The 17,707-nt window shown below is 74.2% G+C and carries 15 protein-coding genes; 11 read left to right on the top strand and 4 right to left on the bottom strand.

Going from position 1 to position 17,707, the window contains the following annotated elements; all coding sequences use genetic code 11:
* The first annotated feature begins 35 nt into the window (after positions 1-35).
* Positions 36-1,427 (top strand): MFS transporter, encoded by a 1,392-nt coding sequence (locus RM446_RS06905; protein WP_311544315.1) that lies wholly within the window; start codon positions 36-38, stop codon positions 1,425-1,427.
* 27 nt (positions 1,428-1,454) lie between these two features.
* Here the strand turns inward: RM446_RS06905 and RM446_RS06910 are convergent, their stop codons facing one another.
* Positions 1,455-2,363 carry a CDP-alcohol phosphatidyltransferase family protein gene (locus tag RM446_RS06910; RefSeq protein ID WP_311544316.1) on the bottom strand — a complete coding sequence of 303 codons (909 nt, stop codon included), beginning with the start codon at positions 2,361-2,363 and terminating at the stop codon, positions 1,455-1,457.
* Between the two features lie 180 nt (positions 2,364-2,543).
* Between RM446_RS06910 and RM446_RS06915 the strand changes: the two genes are divergently transcribed.
* The 5 genes from RM446_RS06915 to RM446_RS06935 all read left to right on the top strand — a co-directional run bounded on the left by RM446_RS06915 (position 2,544) and on the right by RM446_RS06935 (position 7,282).
* Positions 2,544-3,533, top strand: coding sequence for a zinc-dependent alcohol dehydrogenase (locus tag RM446_RS06915; protein ID WP_311544317.1), 990 nt, complete (start codon positions 2,544-2,546; stop codon positions 3,531-3,533).
* Between the two features lie 81 nt (positions 3,534-3,614).
* Positions 3,615-4,013 carry a 6-pyruvoyl trahydropterin synthase family protein gene (locus RM446_RS06920; RefSeq protein ID WP_311544319.1) on the top strand — a complete coding sequence of 133 codons (399 nt, stop codon included), beginning with the start codon at positions 3,615-3,617 and terminating at the stop codon, positions 4,011-4,013.
* Complete coding sequence (locus RM446_RS06925) at positions 4,010-5,131, top strand: glycosyltransferase family 4 protein (RefSeq protein ID WP_311544320.1); 1,122 nt, start codon at positions 4,010-4,012, stop codon at positions 5,129-5,131. The genes RM446_RS06920 and RM446_RS06925 overlap by 4 nt, the downstream gene beginning before the upstream one ends.
* Entirely contained in the window at positions 5,128-5,976 is an 849-nt protein-coding gene (locus RM446_RS06930) for a class I SAM-dependent methyltransferase (protein ID WP_311544321.1), read from the top strand. The genes RM446_RS06925 and RM446_RS06930 overlap by 4 nt, the downstream gene beginning before the upstream one ends.
* 274 nt (positions 5,977-6,250) lie before the next feature.
* Positions 6,251-7,282, top strand: coding sequence for a lysylphosphatidylglycerol synthase domain-containing protein (locus RM446_RS06935; RefSeq protein WP_311544322.1), 1,032 nt, complete (start codon positions 6,251-6,253; stop codon positions 7,280-7,282).
* Positions 7,283-7,421: 139 nt separating this feature from the next.
* Here RM446_RS06935 and RM446_RS06940 read toward each other — a convergent pair whose 3' ends face one another.
* Together RM446_RS06940 and RM446_RS06945 are read right to left on the bottom strand one after the other, a co-directional pair.
* Complete coding sequence (locus RM446_RS06940; protein ID WP_311544323.1) at positions 7,422-8,054, bottom strand: class I SAM-dependent methyltransferase; 633 nt, start codon at positions 8,052-8,054, stop codon at positions 7,422-7,424.
* Between the two features lie 195 nt (positions 8,055-8,249).
* Positions 8,250-8,543 (bottom strand): glutaredoxin domain-containing protein, encoded by a 294-nt coding sequence (locus RM446_RS06945; protein WP_311544324.1) that lies wholly within the window; start codon positions 8,541-8,543, stop codon positions 8,250-8,252.
* Between the two features lie 204 nt (positions 8,544-8,747).
* On the opposite strand from RM446_RS06945, the gene RM446_RS06950 reads away from it, so the two are divergent.
* Together RM446_RS06950 and RM446_RS06955 are read left to right on the top strand one after the other, a co-directional pair.
* Complete coding sequence (locus RM446_RS06950) at positions 8,748-10,286, top strand: long-chain-fatty-acid--CoA ligase (protein WP_311544325.1); 1,539 nt, start codon at positions 8,748-8,750, stop codon at positions 10,284-10,286.
* Between the two features lie 420 nt (positions 10,287-10,706).
* Entirely contained in the window at positions 10,707-11,477 is a 771-nt protein-coding gene (locus RM446_RS06955; RefSeq protein WP_311544478.1) for a hypothetical protein, read from the top strand.
* Positions 11,478-11,609: 132 nt separating this feature from the next.
* Here RM446_RS06955 and RM446_RS06960 read toward each other — a convergent pair whose 3' ends face one another.
* Positions 11,610-12,728, bottom strand: coding sequence for a S1 family peptidase (locus RM446_RS06960; protein ID WP_311544326.1), 1,119 nt, complete (start codon positions 12,726-12,728; stop codon positions 11,610-11,612).
* 635 nt (positions 12,729-13,363) lie between these two features.
* Between RM446_RS06960 and RM446_RS06965 the strand changes: the two genes are divergently transcribed.
* The 3 genes from RM446_RS06965 (at position 13,364) to RM446_RS06975 (ending at position 17,234) form a co-directional block, all read left to right on the top strand.
* Positions 13,364-13,633, top strand: coding sequence for a GlsB/YeaQ/YmgE family stress response membrane protein (locus tag RM446_RS06965; RefSeq protein ID WP_311544327.1), 270 nt, complete (start codon positions 13,364-13,366; stop codon positions 13,631-13,633).
* A gap of 501 nt (positions 13,634-14,134) precedes the next feature.
* Positions 14,135-15,715: an LCP family protein gene (locus RM446_RS06970; protein WP_311544328.1), complete on the top strand. Its 1,581-nt coding sequence runs from the start codon at positions 14,135-14,137 to the stop codon at positions 15,713-15,715.
* A 256-nt stretch (positions 15,716-15,971) separates the two neighbouring features.
* A complete protein-coding gene (locus tag RM446_RS06975) occupies positions 15,972-17,234 on the top strand; it encodes a L,D-transpeptidase (RefSeq protein ID WP_398694625.1) in 1,263 nt (420 codons plus the stop codon).
* Positions 17,235-17,707 lie beyond the last annotated feature (473 nt).

The raw sequence follows: 17,707 nt of genomic DNA on the forward strand, positions 1-17,707 counted from the left end.
TATACCGATCGGTATATTCAACGGGAGGGTGAGGCATGACGGGGCAAGGTGCAGACGGCGGCGGCTCCACCGCACCGGCGCAGGAGAGCGCGCCCGGGGCCGTGCCCGCGCTGCGGCTCGCCGCGGCGGGGATCACGCTCATCGCGGCCTGCTACGGGCTCGCGCGCTTCGCGTACGGGCTGTTCGTTCCGGTGCTCAGCGCCGAATTCGGCCTCAGCGCCGCGGCAGCCGGCGCCATCGCCTCGGCGAGCTACGCGGGCTACTGCGCCGCCGTCGTCGCGGCCTCGGCCGCGACTCCCCGATGGGGGCCGCGCGCGGTAGCCGTCGCGGCGGGTGCCGCGGCGGCGTCGGGGACCGGGCTGATCGCGGCCGCGCCCGGCGCCGCGGTGCTCGCCGCCGGAGTGGTGCTCACCGGTGCCAGCAGCGGAGCGGTCTCCCCGCCGCTGGCCGGCGCGGTGGCGAGGTGGGTGCGGCCCCGGCACGCGGACCGCGTGCAGAGCGTCGTGAACGCCGGAACCGGGCTCGGCGTCATGGTCTCGGGACCCGTCGCCCTGCTGTTCGCCGAGGAGTGGCGGCTGCCCTGGGCGGTGTTCGCGTGCGCCGCGACGGCGGCGACGCTGTGGACTGCCGCCGTGGTCCCGCCCCACCGAGGGCGACTCGCGTCCGCCGCCCGATCGGGCGGCGGCAGGGGCATTGGAGCGGGCTCCTCCGCGCCCGGGCACCGGGGCCGGCCGGCGCGCACGCCCGCCGCGCGGGGGCTGCCCGCCGGTGCGCCGCGGCTGCTCGCCGCGGCGGGTGTGATGGGCGCCGCCAGCTCCGCCGTGTGGACCTTCGGCCGCGACGTGGCCGTCGCGCAGGGGGCGAGCGAGCCCGCCTCCACAGGCATGTGGATCGTTCTGGGCGCGGCCGGCCTCTTCGGAGCGCTGACCGGGGACATCGCCGCCCGCGCCGGGCTGCGCCGCGCATGGTTCGGCGGGATGGTCGCGCTCGCCGCCGCGACGGCGGGGCTCGTGCTCGCGGCGGGCAGCACGCCGGGCATCCAGATCGCGGGCGGCCTCTTCGGGGCCGTCTACATCGCGCTGACCGCCGTGCTGCTGCTATGGGGCACGCGCGTCTACACCGAATCGCCCGCGTACGGCGTCGGCGCGGCGTTCCTGGCGATCGCGGCGGGCCAGGCCGCCGCCTCGCCCGCGGTCGGCGCGCTCAGCGACGCCTTCGGCCCCGGCGCCGCATTCGCGTCCGCCGCGCTGGTGGCCGCCGCCGGCGCCGCGCTCGGGCCTGCGGCAGGCCGGCGTCCGCACCGCCCGGAGCGCGCGCGGGAACGCGCGCGGGCCGGAGGGCGCGTGCGCGATCCCGACGAGGCCCCCGGCGGCGGAGGGATCCCTGCGGCCGGTGACCACGGCCGGCATCCATCGCCGCCGAGGTGACCTACCGGGACGCGGACGGCAAAGAGCTCAGCCCCGGCGGCGGCCCGGACTGAGCCGACACGGGCGCTCGGGGTGGCCAAGCGTCCGGTCGAGCCGTGCGCCGACCCCGCGGCTGCGCGCGCCCGCGGCACCCGACGTCGGCGCCTTCGACGGTTCCGCGTCGTGCACCTCGCCGGCTCGGCCGGCCTGGCCGACCGGGGCCTCCGACCGACCGGTGCGCAGCAGGCGGAGGGTGTCCCGGCCGAAGGACCACACCAGCAGCGCCAGCGCGCCCCCCGTCGCGGCCGTGACCGCCGGCACCGGCAGCAGATCCGGCGCCGCAGCCACCAGCGCGATCCCCTGCAGCGCGGCGACGGCCCGGCGGGCGTCGGACGGCGGAAGGGGCTCGCGCAGACGCGGGACCAGGCGGCCCGCCGCGGCGAACGCGTAGCGCATCGCGCCGATCGCCAGCACCCACGCGCCCAGCACCGACAGGGCCGCGTGCACGCTGAGCACCAGCAGCAGGAGCGCGTCTGCCTCCATGTCGAACCGCGCGCCCAGGGCCGACGCCGTCCGCGTGCGCCGGGCCACCGCGCCGTCCACGGCGTCCAGCACCAGCGCCACCGCGGCGAGGCCGGCCAGCAGGACGTTCGGAACATCGCCGCCGAACAGCCCGTCGCCGACGAGTGCGGCCACGCCTGCGATCAGTCCGACCCGCGCGAGGGTCACCGCGTCCGCTGGTCCGGCGGGGCCCGCGCGCCGGCGCCGCTGGGCCGCGGTGTAGGCGGTCCACGTGCCGACGATGCACAGCGACCCCGCGGTCCAGCCCGCCGCGCCCAGTCCCGTCGCCCAGGAGAGTCCGGCCAAGAGGAGGAACGCCGCCAGCGCGGCGACGGTCTGGGCCCGCAGCAAAGGCGGGGCCGCGCGTCCGCCGCGTGCGCGGCCGGTCGGCGCCACGGCCGTCCGGGAGGCTGCGCGGCCGCACCGGCGGTGTCGTCGCCGTTCGGCTTTCGGCTCTGCATTCGCAGCCCGCATCAGCGCAGCCTCCCCGCCGGACGCCCGCGCTTCATCGCCGGGTCGTGCACTCGCGTACCGGGTATCGTACCCAGCGTCGCCCGCCACCCGCCGGGAGGAACCGTGACGCGCTCCGCATCGGCGTTCTGGATCAGCCGGCCCGGCCGGGGGGAGCTCCGCCGGGCCGAACTGCCCGAGCGCGGACCCGGCGACGTCGAGGTGCGCACGCTCTACTCGGCGGTCAGCCGCGGCACCGAGGAGCTGGTCTTCCGCGGCGGCGTGCCCGAGAGCCAGTCGGCGGCGATGCGGGCCCCCTTCCAGGACGGCGACTTCCCGGGGCCCGTGAAGTACGGGTACCTCAACGTCGGCCGCGTGGAGGCCGGACCTCCGCGCCTACTGGGGCGCACCGTCTTCTGCCTGTACCCGCACCAGACGCGCTACGTCGTCCCCGCCGGTGCGGTCACCCCCCTGCCGGACGGCGTTCCGGCACGCCGAGCGGTGCTGGCGGGCACCGTGGAGACCGCTGTCAACGCCGTCTGGGACGCCGCGCCGCTGGTCGGCGACAGGATCGCGGTGGTGGGCGGCGGAATGGTCGGCTGCGCGGCGGCCGGTGTGCTGGCGGACCTGCCCGGCGCGCGCGTGCAACTGGTGGACACCGACCCCGCCCGCGCCGGCACCGCGGAGGCGCTCGGAGTGGACTTCGCCGCTCCGGAGGAGGCGGCGGAGGGCTGCGACGTGGTGGTGCACGCCAGCGCGAGCGAGGAAGGACTGTCCCGCTCGCTGGAGCTGCTGGCGCCGGAGGGCACCGTGGTGGAACTCAGCTGGTACGGCGACCGCCGGGTCGGCCTGCCGCTCGGCGAGCACTTCCACCCCCGCCGGCTGACCATCCGCTCCAGTCAGGTCGGCACCGTCTCTCCCGCCGCCGCACGCGGCGGCCGGGGCTACGCCGAGCGGATGGACCTGGCGTTGCGCCTGCTCGCCGACGCCCGGTTCGACGCGCTGATCACCGGCGAGAGCCCCTTCGCCGACCTCCCGGGGGTGCTCGCCCGCCTGGCCGGCGGCGACCTGCCGCCCCTGTGCCACCGCATCGCCTACCCCGCAGTCGGCGACTGAGGCGGTCGGCGGCGCGATCCGAACATGCGAGGCGCCTCTCCGGGCGCATACCGGAGGGCTTGGGCGGGGAGGAGAGCAGCCGTGTTCAGTGTGACCGTCCGCGACCACTTCATGGTCGCCCACAGTTTCCGCGGCGAGGTGTTCGGGCCCGCGCAAGCCCTGCACGGCGCCACGTTCACCGTCGACGCCTCGTTCCTCAGGTCGGAGCTGGACGCGGACAACGTCGTCGTCGACATCGGTCTGGCATCGCAGGAGCTGGGGGCGGTCCTCGGGGAGCTGAACTATCGCAACCTCGACGACGAGCCCGCATTCGCCGGGGTCAACACCACCACCGAGTACCTCGCCAAGGTGGTCGCCGACCGGCTCGGCGAACGCGTAGCAGGCGGGCGCCTCGGCGAAGGCGCCCGCGGCCTGGAGCGGATCGCGGTGACGCTGCACGAGTCGCACATCGCCGCGGCCTCCTACGAGCGCCCGCTGTGAGCCGTGCCGCGCCGGGCGGTGCGGGCGCCCGGCGCCCGGCCACGGTGCACGCCCTCCTGCCCGGCGGAATCGACGACCCCGCCTCCCCCAGCGGAGGCAACGTCTACGACCGGCGCCTGTGCCGCGCACTCGCGGACACGGGCAGGCCGGTGGCCGAGATCGCCGTACCGGGCTCCTGGCCGCGGCCCGGCGCCGCCGCCCGCGCGCGGCTGGCCGACGCCCTGGCCGCGCTGCCGGACGGCTCCCTCGTGCTCGCCGACGGCCTGGTGTGCTGCGGAGTTCCCGAGATCGCCGCCGAACACGCCCGCCGCCTGCGTCTCGCCGCCCTCGTCCACCTGCCCCTGGCGGCCGAAACGGGCCTGCCCTCCGGGCTCGCCGCGGACCTCGACGCACGGGAGCGCGCGACCCTGCGAGCCTGCGCCGCTGTCGTCGCCACCAGCGCGTGGGCGGCACGGTGGCTGGCCGACCACCACGGCCTGGCCGGCGGGCGCACCCACGCGGTGGAGCCGGGAGTCGACCCCGCTCCCCTCGCGGACGGCACCGACGGTGCGACCCGGCTGCTCTGCGTCGCCTCCCTGACACCGCGCAAGGGCCACGACGTGCTGGCCGAGGCACTGGCCGCCGTCGCCGATCTGGAATGGACCTGCGTGTGCGCCGGGTCCGCCGACCGCGACCCCGAGCATGCCGCCGCGCTGCGTCGCTCGCTCGACCGCCGCGGCATCGCCGACCGGGTCCGCCTGGCAGGGCCGCTCGGCGGCGCGGAGCTGGAGCGTGCCTACGCCTCCGCCGACCTGGCGGTGCTGCCGTCGCACTGGGAGACCTACGGCATGGCCGTCACCGAGTCCCTGGCACGCGGCGTCCCGGTGCTGACAACCGACGGCGGCGCACTTCCGCACACGCTCGGCACCATTCCGGACGGCACCGCGCCCGGCATGGTGGTTCCCGCGGGCGACGCGTCCGCGCTGGCGGCCGCGCTGCGGGAGTGGCTGGGGTCGGAGACGCTCCGCGCGAGGCTGCGCGGATTGGCGCAGCGCCGCCGCGCGACGCTCACACCGTGGACAGCGGTCGCCGCGCGCATGGAGGCCGTCCTGCGGCAGGTGGAAGGGGAGCCGCGGTGAGCGCCGCGCCGGGGGACGGCGAGTTCACGCCCGACTGGCTGGAACTGCGGGAGGGAGCCGACGCGGCGTCCCGCTCCACCGAGCTCCTCGAACCGCTGCGCGCCGCTCTCCCTCCGCGGACCGCGGACGGCGCGCTGGTCGTCGCCGACCTCGGCTGCGGCACGGGGTCGATGGGGCGCTGGCTCGCGCCGCTGCTGAGCGGCGCCCAGCACTGGGTCCTCTTCGACCGCGACCCCGGACTGCTCGCCCGCGCCCGCGACGGGCTGCCCGCGCGGTCGGCCGACGGCAAGCCCGTCACCGCGGAGACCCGGCCGGCCGAGTTGACCCGGCTGGAGGGCGCGGATCTGTCCGGCGCGGCGCTGGTCACCGCTTCGGCGCTGCTCGACCTGCTGACGGCCGAGGAGTGCGCCCGGTTGGCGCGCGCCTGCGCGGCGGCCGACCGCCCCGCGCTGTTGACCCTCTCCGTCGACGGGCGAGTGGAGCTGGACCCCCCGCACCCGCTCGACCGGCCGTTCGCCGACGCCTTCAACGCCCACCAGCGCCGCCCGGTGGCCGGCCGGCGGCTGCTCGGCCCGGGCGCTCCGGCCGCGGCGGCCGCCGCGTTCGACGGCCTCGGCGCACGCGTGCGCGAGCGACCCAGCCCGTGGCGCCTGGGTGCCGACGACAGCGCTCTGGCCGCCGAATGGCTGCGCGGCCGGGTCGCCGCCGCCGTAGAACAGCGCCCCGCCCTGTCCTCCGCGGCGGCCGGCTATCTCGACCAGCGCCTGGAGCAGTGCGCCGCCGGCCGCCTGCGCGCCTTGGTCGGCCACCGCGACCTGCTCGCGCTGCCGCGCCCCGCGCCCTGACGCATGCCTCCCCCGGAGGCCGAACCCCGCCGATCTCGTAGCCATCGCAAAGGGAAATCGCTTTCCTTCACGATGGCTACAAGATCGGCGGTGGTGTGCCGCGGCCCGCCTCCGGTCCGGCTGCGGCCGACTAACGGACGCCGTGCGGTCGCGCTTTCGGACGGGCCCGGGGGCGGCGGGCAGAAGGAGGGGGTAGGACGGACAGTGGATCCGCTTGCGGCGGCCGCGGTCGCGGGCCGCGCAGCGGTCCGGGTTCTCGACCGGGGGGGTGGCGATGCGCGCGTTCTGGCCCTGGCTGCGGGTGCTGCTGGGCGCCGCCGTGCTCGCGCTGCTGGTGCGGACCCTGGGCGCCGAGCCGTTCGTGCGCGCGGTCGGGATGATCGGCGCGCCCGCTCTGGCCGCCGCGCTGGGGATCGGCGCAGTCACGACCCTGGCCGCGGCCGGGCGCTGGATGGTCGTGGCGCGCGGGATGGGGCTGCGGCTCGATGCGGTGCGCGCCGTCGCCGACTACTACCGGGCGCTGGTGCTCAACGCGGTCCTCCCGGCAGGCGTCCTCGGCGACGTGCACCGCGCCTACGAGCACGGCCGCACCTCGGCCGCCGAGCGCGCGGGCGGCGCCGGCCGGGCGGTGCGCGCGGTGGTGCTGGAGCGCGCCGCCGGGCAGGCGGTGCTGATATCGGTCGCGGCGGCCGTGCTGGTCCTGCGGCCGGATCTGCTAGCCGCCGCCGCCCGGACGCTGCCCTCGGCTCCGTCGGCGGTCGCCTCCGCCGGGCTCGTCCTGGCGGCGGGCGGTGCATGCGCGGTCTGGCTGCTGCGGTCCGAACGCGGTCGGCGCCTGCTGCGCCGCGCGCGGGCGTGGGCGGCCGAGGCGCGCGCGGCGCTGCTCCACCGCGGTCAGTGGCCGGCGGTCGCGGGACTGTCTGCGGCCGCGCTCGCCGGGCACCTGTCTTTGTTCGTCGTCGCCGCGCGGATCGCCGGCACGGACGCGCCGGTCGCCGAGCTGCTTCCGCCCCTGCTGCTCGCCCTGCTGGCGATGAGTCTGCCGATCGGGGTGGGCGGCTGGGGACCACGGGAGTCCGCCGCCGCGCTGGGCTTCGCCGCCGTCGGCCTCGGCGCAGAGCTCGGCTTGCGCGCGGCGGTGGTCTACGGGGTCCTGGCACTGGTCGCGAGCGTGCCGGGGGTAATCGCCCTGGTACCGCTGAAGCGGCCCCGGCCACGCCGTGCGGCCGCGGCGCCGCCCGGCTCGGAGCCGGCGGCAGGAGAGGCCGCCCGGCGCGGGCGGGCGCCGACCGGTGCGCGGGCCTGAACGCGACCGGGGCCGCCGACTGCGCCAAGCGGGTTCGACGACCGGAACCGCGCCCGTCCCGCGCGGCCGGCGGGGCTCCCCTGCCAACCGCCGCCCCGGCGCCTGCGGCGCGGCGTCCACGCCGTACTCGGCCCGACCGTCAGAGGCGGCGCACGCGGGCGAGCCAGGCGGCCTGGTCGACCCTGGTGTCCGGTTCGACGCCCAGGTGTGCGGCCGTGTCGTCGCCGACCACGACGCAGCGGTAGCGCGCGGGCCTCAGCTCCTCCAGCTCCCAGCCGGCGCCGAAGGCCTCGCGGATCTCGCTGTCGCCGATCCGCGGCCCGAATCCGGGCTCGGCATCGGAGAGGGCGAGGACGTGCACCACACCGCCGGGGCGGCAGGCGGCGTGCAGCGACGCGACGTAGGCGGCGCGGTGCTCCCCCTCGAAGACGTGGAACAGGGCGCTGTCGAGGACCGTGTCGTAGCGGCGCTCCGCCTCGCCGAGCGCGAACGCGTCGGCGACCTCGAACTCCGCGTCGACGCCCTGCTCGGCGGCGTTGGTGCGCGCCTTCTCGACGGCGCGCGGCGAGAAGTCGATCCCCCGCACGTCGTAGCCCAGGCGCGCGAGGTGGATGGTGTGCTCGCCGGTGCCGCAGCCGGGGTCGAGCACCGCGCCGCCGATCCGGCCGTCCCGCTCCAGCGCCAGCACCTCCGGCTGCGGCTCGCCGATCACCCAGGGTGCGGAATCGCTCTCATACGCGGAATCGAAAAGGGACGCCGACGTCGTCGCCATGGCCTGCTCCTCTGACGGGCTCGAAGGGATCGGAGGACGCGAAGGGCCGACCGCGCCGGGCTCGCGCGGCCCGCCAGGGGGACCGCCGTCCAGTCGCGCCCCCCTCGCTCCTCCGGCGTACGCCCTACTCTGCTACCTCAAGCGCAATCGAGGTCAAGCGGCTTCGGCCGCGCCGGACACCTCGGCGGGGCCGGTTCAGCCCGGGTCCACGCCGTCAGGTCGGAGCAGGTGCGGCGCATGGGCGCGTACCGCTCGGACGACCTCGTCGGGATGCGGGTTGACCATGGCCGCCGGACCGACGAAGACGGTCGGCACGGTCTCGTCGCCGCCGGTCGCCGCGCGCACGCGGGCCGCGGCGGCCGGGTCCTTCCAGATGTCGGTCTCGGCGAGCGGTATCCCGCGCCGGCGCAATCTCAGGCGAAGCATGAAGCAGAAGGGGCACCCCGGACGCCAGTGGAACTCGACGCCGGGAACATCGCGATCGGTCATGGCCCCTACCTACCCGCGCAGTCCGGTGCCGACCGGGCTCATCGACGTCCCGGACGGCGAGCCGCCCGGTCGCACCGCCCGCCGGGTCCGCCGGCCGATCGACCGTTTCCGGGGAGGGTCCGACCGCTTCATACCTACCAGTCGGTATTCTCCTCTGCGACTATGGCACAGGACACACCGGTGCCCCGCTCGCAAGGAGGACCCATGCTCAACCTGGCGATCGTGCTGGAGGACAGCGCCCAGAAGCACCCCGATCGCACCGCCCTGGTCCAGGGGGACGTGCGCATGCCCTACTCCATGGTCGACGCGCTCGCCAACCAGGTGGCCGACCTGCTGGTCGCGCGCGGGATCGGGCCCGGGGACAAGGTGGCGCTCGCCTGCCCCAACCTCCCCTACTTCCCGCTGGTCTACTTCGGCGCCCTGAAGGCGGGCGCGGTCGTCGTCCCGCTCAACGTGCTCTCCCAGGCGCGCGAGCTCTCCTATTTCCTGGAGGACTCCGACGCCAAGGCGCTCTTCTGCTTCGAGGGCACGCCCGACCTGCCGCTGGGACAGCGCGGCAAGGAGGCCTTCGACGCCGTCCCCGGCACCGAGCACTTCATCGTCCTCCCGGCCGCGGCGCCGGCCACCGAGTCCTCGATCGAGGGTGCGGAGACACTGTGGGGCGCGCTGCAGGGGGCCTGCGACCGCTTCGAGTCGGTGCAGACCTCCGCCGACGACACCGCCGTCATCCTCTACACCAGCGGCACCACCGGCCATCCCAAGGGCGCCGAGCTCACCCACCAGAACATGCTGATGAACGCGATGATCAATGACGAGCTGGTGACCGGCCGACCGGGCGAGGACTCCACGCTGGCGGTGCTGCCGCTGTTCCACTCCTTCGGCCAGTCCTCGATCATGAACGCCGGACTGCGCCGCGGCGCGAAGCTGGTGCTGATGCCCCGGTTCGATCCGGTCGAGGCGCTGTCGCTGATGCGCGAGGAGCGGGTCACCCTTTTCGCGGGCGTACCCACCATGTACTGGGCGCTGCTGTCGGCGGTGCGCGCGGGCGGCTTGGAGGTTCCCGCCCTGGAGTCGGCGGTCTCGGGCGGGGCGGCGCTGCCGCTGGAGGTCCTCAAGGACTTCCGCGAAGTCTTCGGCGTGCAGATCCTGGAGGGCTACGGACTCTCCGAGACCGCGCCCACCGCCAGCTTCAACCAGCTGTCCCGGCCCACCAAGCCCGGTTCGATCGGCTTCCCGGTGTGGGGCGTGCAGATGAAGCTGGTCGACGGCGACGGGAAGACCGTGGAGGGCGAGGGCCCCGGCGAGGTCGCCATCCGCGGCCACAACGTCATGAAGGGCTACTACAAGCGCCCGGAGGCCACGGCCGAAGCGATGCGCGACGGGTGGTTCCGCACCGGCGACATCGCGCGGCGCGACGAGGACGGCTACTACTTCATCGTCGACCGCGCCAAAGACATGATCATCCGCGGCGGCTTCAACGTCTATCCGCGGGAGGTGGAGGAGGTGCTGATCGCCCACGAGGCGGTCTCGCTGGCAGCGGTGGTGGGCGCGCCCCACGACACCCACGGCGAGGAGGTCACGGCGTTCGTCGTGCCCGAGGCCGGCACCGAGCCGACCGAGGAGGAGCTGGTCGCGTGGTGCCGCGACCGGCTGGCCGCGTTCAAGTACCCGCGCTCGGTGGAGCTCCGCGAGTCGCTGCCGATGAACGCCACGGGCAAGATCCTCAAGCGCGAACTGCGGTAGCCCGGCGCCGCTCCGCCGCTCACGCGCGGCACCCCAGCGCGGCGGGGTTCGCGCGGCGCCCGGGTACCGGTCCCGGACCGAGGAGGCCCGGGACCGGCCACGCGACCGGAGCGCGGCACGCCCTCCCCTCATCGGCGGCCGCCCCGGCCGGTCGTCCCCTCCGGCCGATCACGGGTGTTCTCCGGAGGCACGCCGCTGCAAGTTCATATTCGCGGCCGTCGATGTGTCAAGGCTGGTCGGGGCCGCGATTCCGTATCGAAGCAGAACCGCCGCCACCTCCGAGTCCGAACCCGGGCGGCTCCTCGACGCATCCACGCGAACTTGACAATCCGTACCGCGTTCGCGAATCCTCACGAATCACGCGAGGCCGTGAAGAACGGCCCGCCCCGCATTCCCCCTCGGAGGTCTTCCGTGTACGACATGCTGCTCGTCCTGACGGGCGCGGCCATAAGCCTGGTGACCAGCGTCGTTGTGACCTGGGCGCAGGGCCGGCAGGTCCGCAAGGGCGAGAACCGCGTCGCCGCCCGCGAGTCGACGCGCCAGCTGACCGGCCTGTTCATCGCCGAACGCCAAGGCGCCGCCGAATCGGACGGCGCCGAACCGACACCGGCTCTGGCAGAAGCGGAGATGATGTCGGTGGCGATCTCCGACCGCCGCACGCGCGAACGGATGCGTGCGATCATCCGGTTGCTGCGCGAGCTGTGGCTCCCCGAGCTTCAGGAGCTCAGCGGCGCCAAGCCGGCGGTCATGCGCCCGCTGCTGTGCGACCACGCCTTGGAGGTGCTGGGCGCGCACTTCCGCAACGAACGGCTGCCCGCCGTGCCGCAGAACGTGCAGAAGATGCTCGACGTCGAGGACGAAGCGCTGAGCATCCATGCCGGCGGAGCCCCGCGCAGCGTCGCGTCCGCCGTCAAGACCGCGGACAAGACCGCGGGCCCGGGTTCCTCCGGCTCGACCGCCTCCTCCGGCGGCGGCTCGGGCAAGGGCTCGTCGTCCACCGCCAAGGGATCCGCACAGGCCGCCAAGGGCTCTTCGCCGGCGGCCTCCGACGCGGAGGCCCCGGCACCGCGCGGCCGCATCCGCCGCAAGCAGTCCGCGGACGAGGAGCCCGCCAAGCAGTCGCGCCGCTCCAAGGCCGGCCAGGGCGCCGACGACGACTCGCACAGCGCCTTCTGGAACGACGAGGCCTGACACTCGGCCTCCTCCCCCCCGGCACACGAACGGGCGGTCCCGGCGCAGGCAGGTGCACCGGGGCCGCCCTCATTCGTCTGTCGGAAGCCGGGGCAGGGAGGCTCCCTCAGCGGGAGCGGCTCCGCGGCCGGGTCAGGCCAGCGTCAGGCCCCACTGGTTCAGGATCGGGTTGACCTCCTGGTAGTAGGTGGTGCCGCCGGACGAGCAGTTGCCCGACCCGCCGGAGGTGACGCCCTGCGCCTGGTCGCCGCTGACCCACGAGCCGCCGGAGTCGCCGGGCTCGGCGCAGACGTTCGTGCGCGTCAGCCCGTAGACCACACCCTGGGGGTAGCGGACCGTCTGGTTGCGGGCCTGGATGGTGCCGCAGTGCCAGCCCGTGGTCGAGCCGGAGCGGCAGATGGACGAGCCCACCGCGGCCTGGCTGGAGCCGTTCACGGTGACGGTGCCGCCGGAGTAGTCGTTGACCTGCGAGGTGGGGGTCCACCCGCTGGTACTGACATAGCCCATGTCCCGGCTGGGGAACACGGAGCCGGAGAAGCTGCCGCTGCCGCCGTCGGCGCCCTGGACCGAGTCACCCGGGCTGCCGCAGTGGCCGGCGGTTACGAACCCGGTCGTGACGGCGAAGCCGACGGAGCACCGGGAGCTGCCGTTGATGTAGTAGGCGTTGCCGCCCACGATGTCGGCGTAGGTCTTCGGGTTCTCGGCGCTCTGCCGGACCTTGACGGCGTCCTTGTCGACGCCGGCGTCGGCGAGGAACTCCTTGCCGGTCGCGGCAGCGCCCTTCTCGACGGTCATGACCACGGTGTCGGCCTCGACGTCGGAGTACCAGCCGGTCACGCCGGAGCCGGCCTCCTCGGCGCTGGAGTTGAGGTCGTCGACGATCTCGTCGAGGTTGTCCTGACCGTAGGTCACGACCTCCGCCTCGGCTCCGGCGTCCTCAACGGTCTCGACCGCGTCGGAGTCGGTGACCGAAACGGTCAGCTCGCCGGTGTCGCTGTCGAAGACGGCACCGCCGAACTTGCCGCCGAGGTCGCCGCGGAGCTCCTTCTCCAGGGAGCGGGCCCGGTTTTCGTCCTCGATCAGCTGCTCGGCCTCCGAGGGGGTGAGCCCGAGGTCGCGCTGCATCGCCTGGAGCTGTTCCGGCGCCAGCGTCGGAGCGGGTTCCGCCGCCGCGGCGGTGGTGGCCGCCGCGATCAGCCCTGCGGACAGGGCGATGCCGCCGAGTGCCATGAAGTGGGGGGATTTTCGCACGTGCCTTACTCCTTGAGCGGGGATGAGAAAAGGGCAACTGCGCCCGGCTCGGGACCGGACGCGAATCCCCGGCGGGCTGGACCTCGTGAGCCCATCCGCCGTATCCACCGACGTTCGGTGAATGAGACGAAACGATAAGTGAAGTTCACGGCGCGCGACAGCCCCGATACGGAACGGCAGACCCACCCCGCCGCGCGGTCCCGGCGGGCCGGGGAACAGACCGGCCGCCCCCTGCGGCTCGCCTGACGTCGGATTTCACAAATACGAAATGACTGCCAGAACACTCACTATCGCGGACACAAGGGACGATCTTGGCCGGATTCGGCCAAAATTTGCCCGGCTATCGAGACGGAAGAGAACGGCTGCGACTCCGGGCGAGACGCCCCGGCTCGGAACCGGGGGGTGCGCCGGACAAACGGGGTTCCGCTCACGGCCGGCCGAACTCCGCCTCGGATCCGGGGTGTGCGAGGGAAAGCAGGTCGCCGGGCTTCTCGGGCGCCGAGCGCGGCACCGTCCGCCGACCGCCGCACCCGGCCCCCCGGCTCCGACGCCGCGACCACGCTCGGTACGCATCCGACGGCCCGTTCGGGAAAGAACCACAGTGACGGACTACCGAATCGCAAAGGGGGACCGTCATGGAGATCACCGGCATCTTCACCGCGATCATCATCGGCCTCATCATCGGCGTACTCGCGCGGGTCATCCTGCCCGGCAGGCAGAACATCCAGGTGTGGCTGACAGTCGTGGTGGGCATCGCGGCCGCTCTCATCGGCACCGGCGTCGCCGCCTTCGCCGGATACGCGCACACCCCCGGCATCGACTGGTGGGAGCTGATCACCCAGCTGGTCCTGGCGGTCGTCGGCGTGGGCCTCGTCTCGAGCATGCGCAGCCGCAAGGGCAGCTGACCTACAACCCGCGGGGCGCCCGGACCACGCGGCCGTCCGCGGACGCAGCGGCGACCGCCGCCGAAGCGAGCGGTGCGGGCGAATCGCGGGCCGGCGGGCCGGGGACGCGCGCCTCGGCCCCGTACGCTCCCGCCCTGCCCTACGCGCAACCGCACGTGTCCGCACGCCTTGCCCGCCAGGACCGAGCCCGAATGGCGCCGGCAGGGCGAAGGCAGGAGGCCCCTCGGATCGTGCGTCTGGGATTCGGACCCGGCGTTCACGGGAAATCGGTGTGGGAGAAATTATCCCCGCGATCCCGGCATAGGTGACGAACATCCGCAATCCGCCGACGCGGTCGCCCAAGGCATCTCGTAGGATCTCCTTGCACTGCTGCGGCCGTCCTGTGCACCGCGGCCGGACCCCCCACTCTCACCGCCCTCGTCGGTCTCCGGCCCAGCGGGTCCGAAACTGCGTGCCCGGTCTCCCGGCGCACCACCGCCCCCTGCCCACGAAGAGATTCGCATGCCCGACGACGCTCCCGACGCCGACTCCGGCGCCGGATCCGACCGCCCCCAGGACTCCGGCCCGCGCGATTCCGACGATGAGGGGTCCTCCCCCGCGCCCGCCGGCGACGCGGAGCGGGACCGCCCCTCCGAGAAGACCGGCGAAGCCGGCGAGGCCGGACGACCCGACAAAGCCGGGCCGACCGGAGAACCCCGCGGCACCGGCGCCTCCGGCGATCCCGCAGCGGCAGAGGCCGCCGGGGAAGAGGGAGACCGCGCGGGCGCGGAACCCGGCGCGGCCCCGGACTCCGGCGGCACCGGGGACAGCGCGCGGAGCGGCGCTTCCGCCGCCTCCTCAGCTGAGCAGACCCCCGCCGCCGCCGCGCGGCGCCGCAGGCCGTCGCGCCTCGCGGCCCTGATAGCGGCGGCCGTCGTGATCGTGCTGGTAGGCGGCGCCGGCACCGCCTACGGGTACTTCCGGTCGCTACAGGGGAACATCGTCCGCCACGACCTCGATACGGCACTGAACGAGGAGGACCGCCCGGAAAGGATCGGCGACGACCTGAACATCCTGTTCATCGGCTCCGACGGCCGCGAGGGCGGCAACGCCGCCTACGGCGGGCGGGACTTCGTCGGCGAGCGCTCCGACGCGCTGATGCTCGCCCACGTCTCCACGGACGGCCGGGTCACCGTGGTAAATTTCCCGCGCGACTCGCTGGTCCGGATTCCCGAGTGCGACGCCTACGGCGAGACCGAAGGCACCGCCGGCTACCACGGCATGATCAACGCGGCGCTTTTCCACGGCGGCCCGCCGTGCGTCGTCAAGACGATCGAGTCGCTCAGCGGTATCCGGATCGACCACTTCGCGCACGTCAGCTTCGTCGGCTTCCGCGAGATGATCGACTCGATCGGCGGTGTGCACATGTGCATCCCCGAGCCCATGCACGACGAGCGCGCCCAGCTCGACCTGGACGCCGGAGAGCAGCTGCTGAACGGTGAGGAGGCGCTGTCCTTCGTCCGCGCCCGCTACGAGATCGGCAACGGCGGCGACATCGGACGCATCGACCGCCAGCAGATGTTCCTGGGCGCTCTGGCGGACGAAGTCGACGGCACCCACCTGCTCACACAGCCGAGCCGGGCCACCGGGATGCTCCAGGCGCTGTCGGAGCACACCGGCACCGACGACGACTTCACGCTGCCGACGATGGTGTCCATCGCCTCCACACTCGCCGGCACCGACCTGTCCGACATCGCCTTCTACACGGTGCCGTGGTCGCGCGCCCCCCACGATCCCAACCGCGTGGTCTGGGACGAGGACGCCGCCGCACGCCTGTTCTCCGCCGTCCGGCACGACCGCCCGGTCGAGGACCGCCGGCTCGTCACCGGCGAGCAGGCCACCGGAGACGCCGGCGCGGAGGACGCGGACAAGCCGGGGGGCCGGCAGGAGCCTCACAACGAGGGCGCCGGGGCGAGCGCGTCCCCCGGCGCGGACGCTTCGTCCGCGCCCATCGAGGGCCGCGACGCGACCTCCGACCCCTGCTCGAACGGATTGGGGCAGGGCACGGAGAGCGCCGAGGAGTCAACGGAGCCGCAACTGTGATCGGATCGGCCGTATGCTGCGCCGATCCGGCACCCGCGGCCGGGGCGGGCCGGGCTCTCGGCCACAGGTTTTGCGAGGAAATCTGTGATTTGTGCGAACCAGACACCGGGGTTCGCGCGTCAGAACAACCGGGTACCACCGTCCCCGCACCGCACAGTGGCGGATACGCCGCACCGCCGAGTCGCGGTGGCACTACCTCCCTCCCTGCCACGTTCGGGACCGTGCCCGCCAACCGACGACCTGGAGGACCCTCGAAGTGACAACCCGCTTTCCACGCCGGACCACCGCCGCGCTGTGCGCCGCTGCCGCCGCCGTCCTGATGGCGGCGTCGGCCTGCAGCACCGGCGAGGGCGACCTGGCCAACGAAGAGCCCACGGCCGCCGCGGCCGACGTGGCGATCACCCCCGAGGACGGCGGCTCCGAGGTCCGCACCGACTCCCCCATCGTGGTGAGCGCCGACAAGGGCAAGATCACCGACGTGCAGGTCGAGCAGAAGCTCTCCGGGGAGGAGAGCGACGACAGCATGACCGGCGCCTACAACGAGGGCAAGACCGAGTGGGTCAGCGACTGGACGATGCACCCCGGAAGTGACGTCGTCGTCACCGCCGTCGCGGAGAACAGCGAGGGCGAGAGCACCGAGTTCATCAGCGAGTTCTCCACAACGGAAGCGGTCGAGGGGCAGCGGCTCGAGGTCAAGAGCATCAACGTCGAGCCCGGCAGCACCGTCGGCGTGGGGATGCCGGTCATCGTCGGCTTCGACATGCCGGTCGAGAACAAGGCCCAAGTCGAGGCAGCCATGGAGGTCCGCTCCGAGAAGCCCGCCGAGGGCGCCTGGAACTGGTTCGGCGACAAGCAGGCGGTCTTCCGCCCCAAGGAGTACTGGGAGCCGCACCAGAAGGTCACGGTGAACCTGAACCTCGCCGGTGTTTCGGCGTCCGAAGGCGTACTCGGCGTCGAGAACCGCCAGTTGGAGTTCGAGGTCGGCCGCTCGCAGATTTCGTCGATCGACGAGGACTCCCACCAGATGGTCGTCGAGCGCGATGGCGAGACGATCAAGGAGTTCCCGGTCAGCCTGGGCATGGCCACCCAGCGCAAGTACACCACCACCTCCGGCACTCACCTGACCATGGCCTTCCACACCGACTACCGGATGAGCAACGACACGCTCGGCGTCTCCAAGGACGACCCCTCCTACTACGAGGAGTTCGTCGCCTACGCCGTCCGCATCTCCAACTCCGGCGAGTTCCTGCACACGGCCGACTGGAACTACCAGCTCGGCGAGGCCAACACCAGCCACGGCTGCGTCAACATGAGCGTCTCGGACTCCCAGTGGTTCTACGAGGAGAGCCTGCGCGGCGACCCGGTCGACGTCACCGGCACCGACCGCGAGCTTGAGGTCGACAACGGCTGGGGCTACTGGCAGCGCTCCGCCGACGAGTGGATCTCCCAGAGTGCGACGGGCGAGGCCGACGACACCTCCGAGGCCGGCACGCCCGGCTCCCCGCACCGCGAGGCGTAAGGCGGCGAGCGTGCCCGGGCGCCGTCGCCCGGGCACGCTCGCGCCGGGGGGACGGCTGCGGATTCCGCGTCCCCTGCGGGCGATGCTCCCCGGCGGTACAGAGGCATACCGCACCCCGCGACCGGCGGGCCGTCGACACCGACGGCCCGCCGGTCCTCGTATGGACCGGCGGCGAGGCCCAGCGGCGGCGGAGGGCCCGCGCGGGGCGGGGCCCGGCACCGAAGGCACCGCCGGATGTCCGGCGCCCCGGTGACACGAACCCGCGGCCGTGCCGGTGTCGGCTGTTACCAACGTGCCGGGACATCACATCTAGGGCCGTGCACGGCGGCCCGATGGACGGGGGCGGGGCGGCGCGTCCGATGGTCGCCGATTGATGCGGCGAGTGGGATCGCCCGCCGGGCGAACCGCGACCCCGCGGCCGCCCGCGTCCCGGGCGGTTCGCGACCGGGTCGCGGTATCGGCCGGGGCTGGTG

The organism is Streptomonospora wellingtoniae, from assembly GCF_031845375.1.
In the GTDB taxonomy this organism is placed as follows: Bacteria; Actinomycetota; Actinomycetes; order Streptosporangiales; family Streptosporangiaceae; genus Streptomonospora; species Streptomonospora wellingtoniae.

Bases quoted from the DNA above. Each gene is read 5' to 3' on its own strand.
- RM446_RS06955 (WP_311544478.1), top strand. From the start codon at position 10,707: ATGCTGCTCGTCCTGACGGGCGCGGCCATAAGCCTGGTGACCAGCGTC.
- RM446_RS06940 (WP_311544323.1), bottom strand. From the start codon at position 8,054: ATGGCGACGACGTCGGCGTCCCTTTTCGATTCCGCGTATGAGAGCGAT.
- RM446_RS06965 (WP_311544327.1), top strand. From the start codon at position 13,364: ATGGAGATCACCGGCATCTTCACCGCGATCATCATCGGCCTCATCATC.
- RM446_RS06945 (WP_311544324.1), bottom strand. From the start codon at position 8,543: ATGACCGATCGCGATGTTCCCGGCGTCGAGTTCCACTGGCGTCCGGGG.
- RM446_RS06950 (WP_311544325.1), top strand. From the start codon at position 8,748: ATGCTCAACCTGGCGATCGTGCTGGAGGACAGCGCCCAGAAGCACCCC.
- RM446_RS06935 (WP_311544322.1), top strand. From the start codon at position 6,251: ATGCGCGCGTTCTGGCCCTGGCTGCGGGTGCTGCTGGGCGCCGCCGTG.
- RM446_RS06970 (WP_311544328.1), top strand. From the start codon at position 14,135: ATGCCCGACGACGCTCCCGACGCCGACTCCGGCGCCGGATCCGACCGC.
- RM446_RS06905 (WP_311544315.1), top strand. From the start codon at position 36: ATGACGGGGCAAGGTGCAGACGGCGGCGGCTCCACCGCACCGGCGCAG.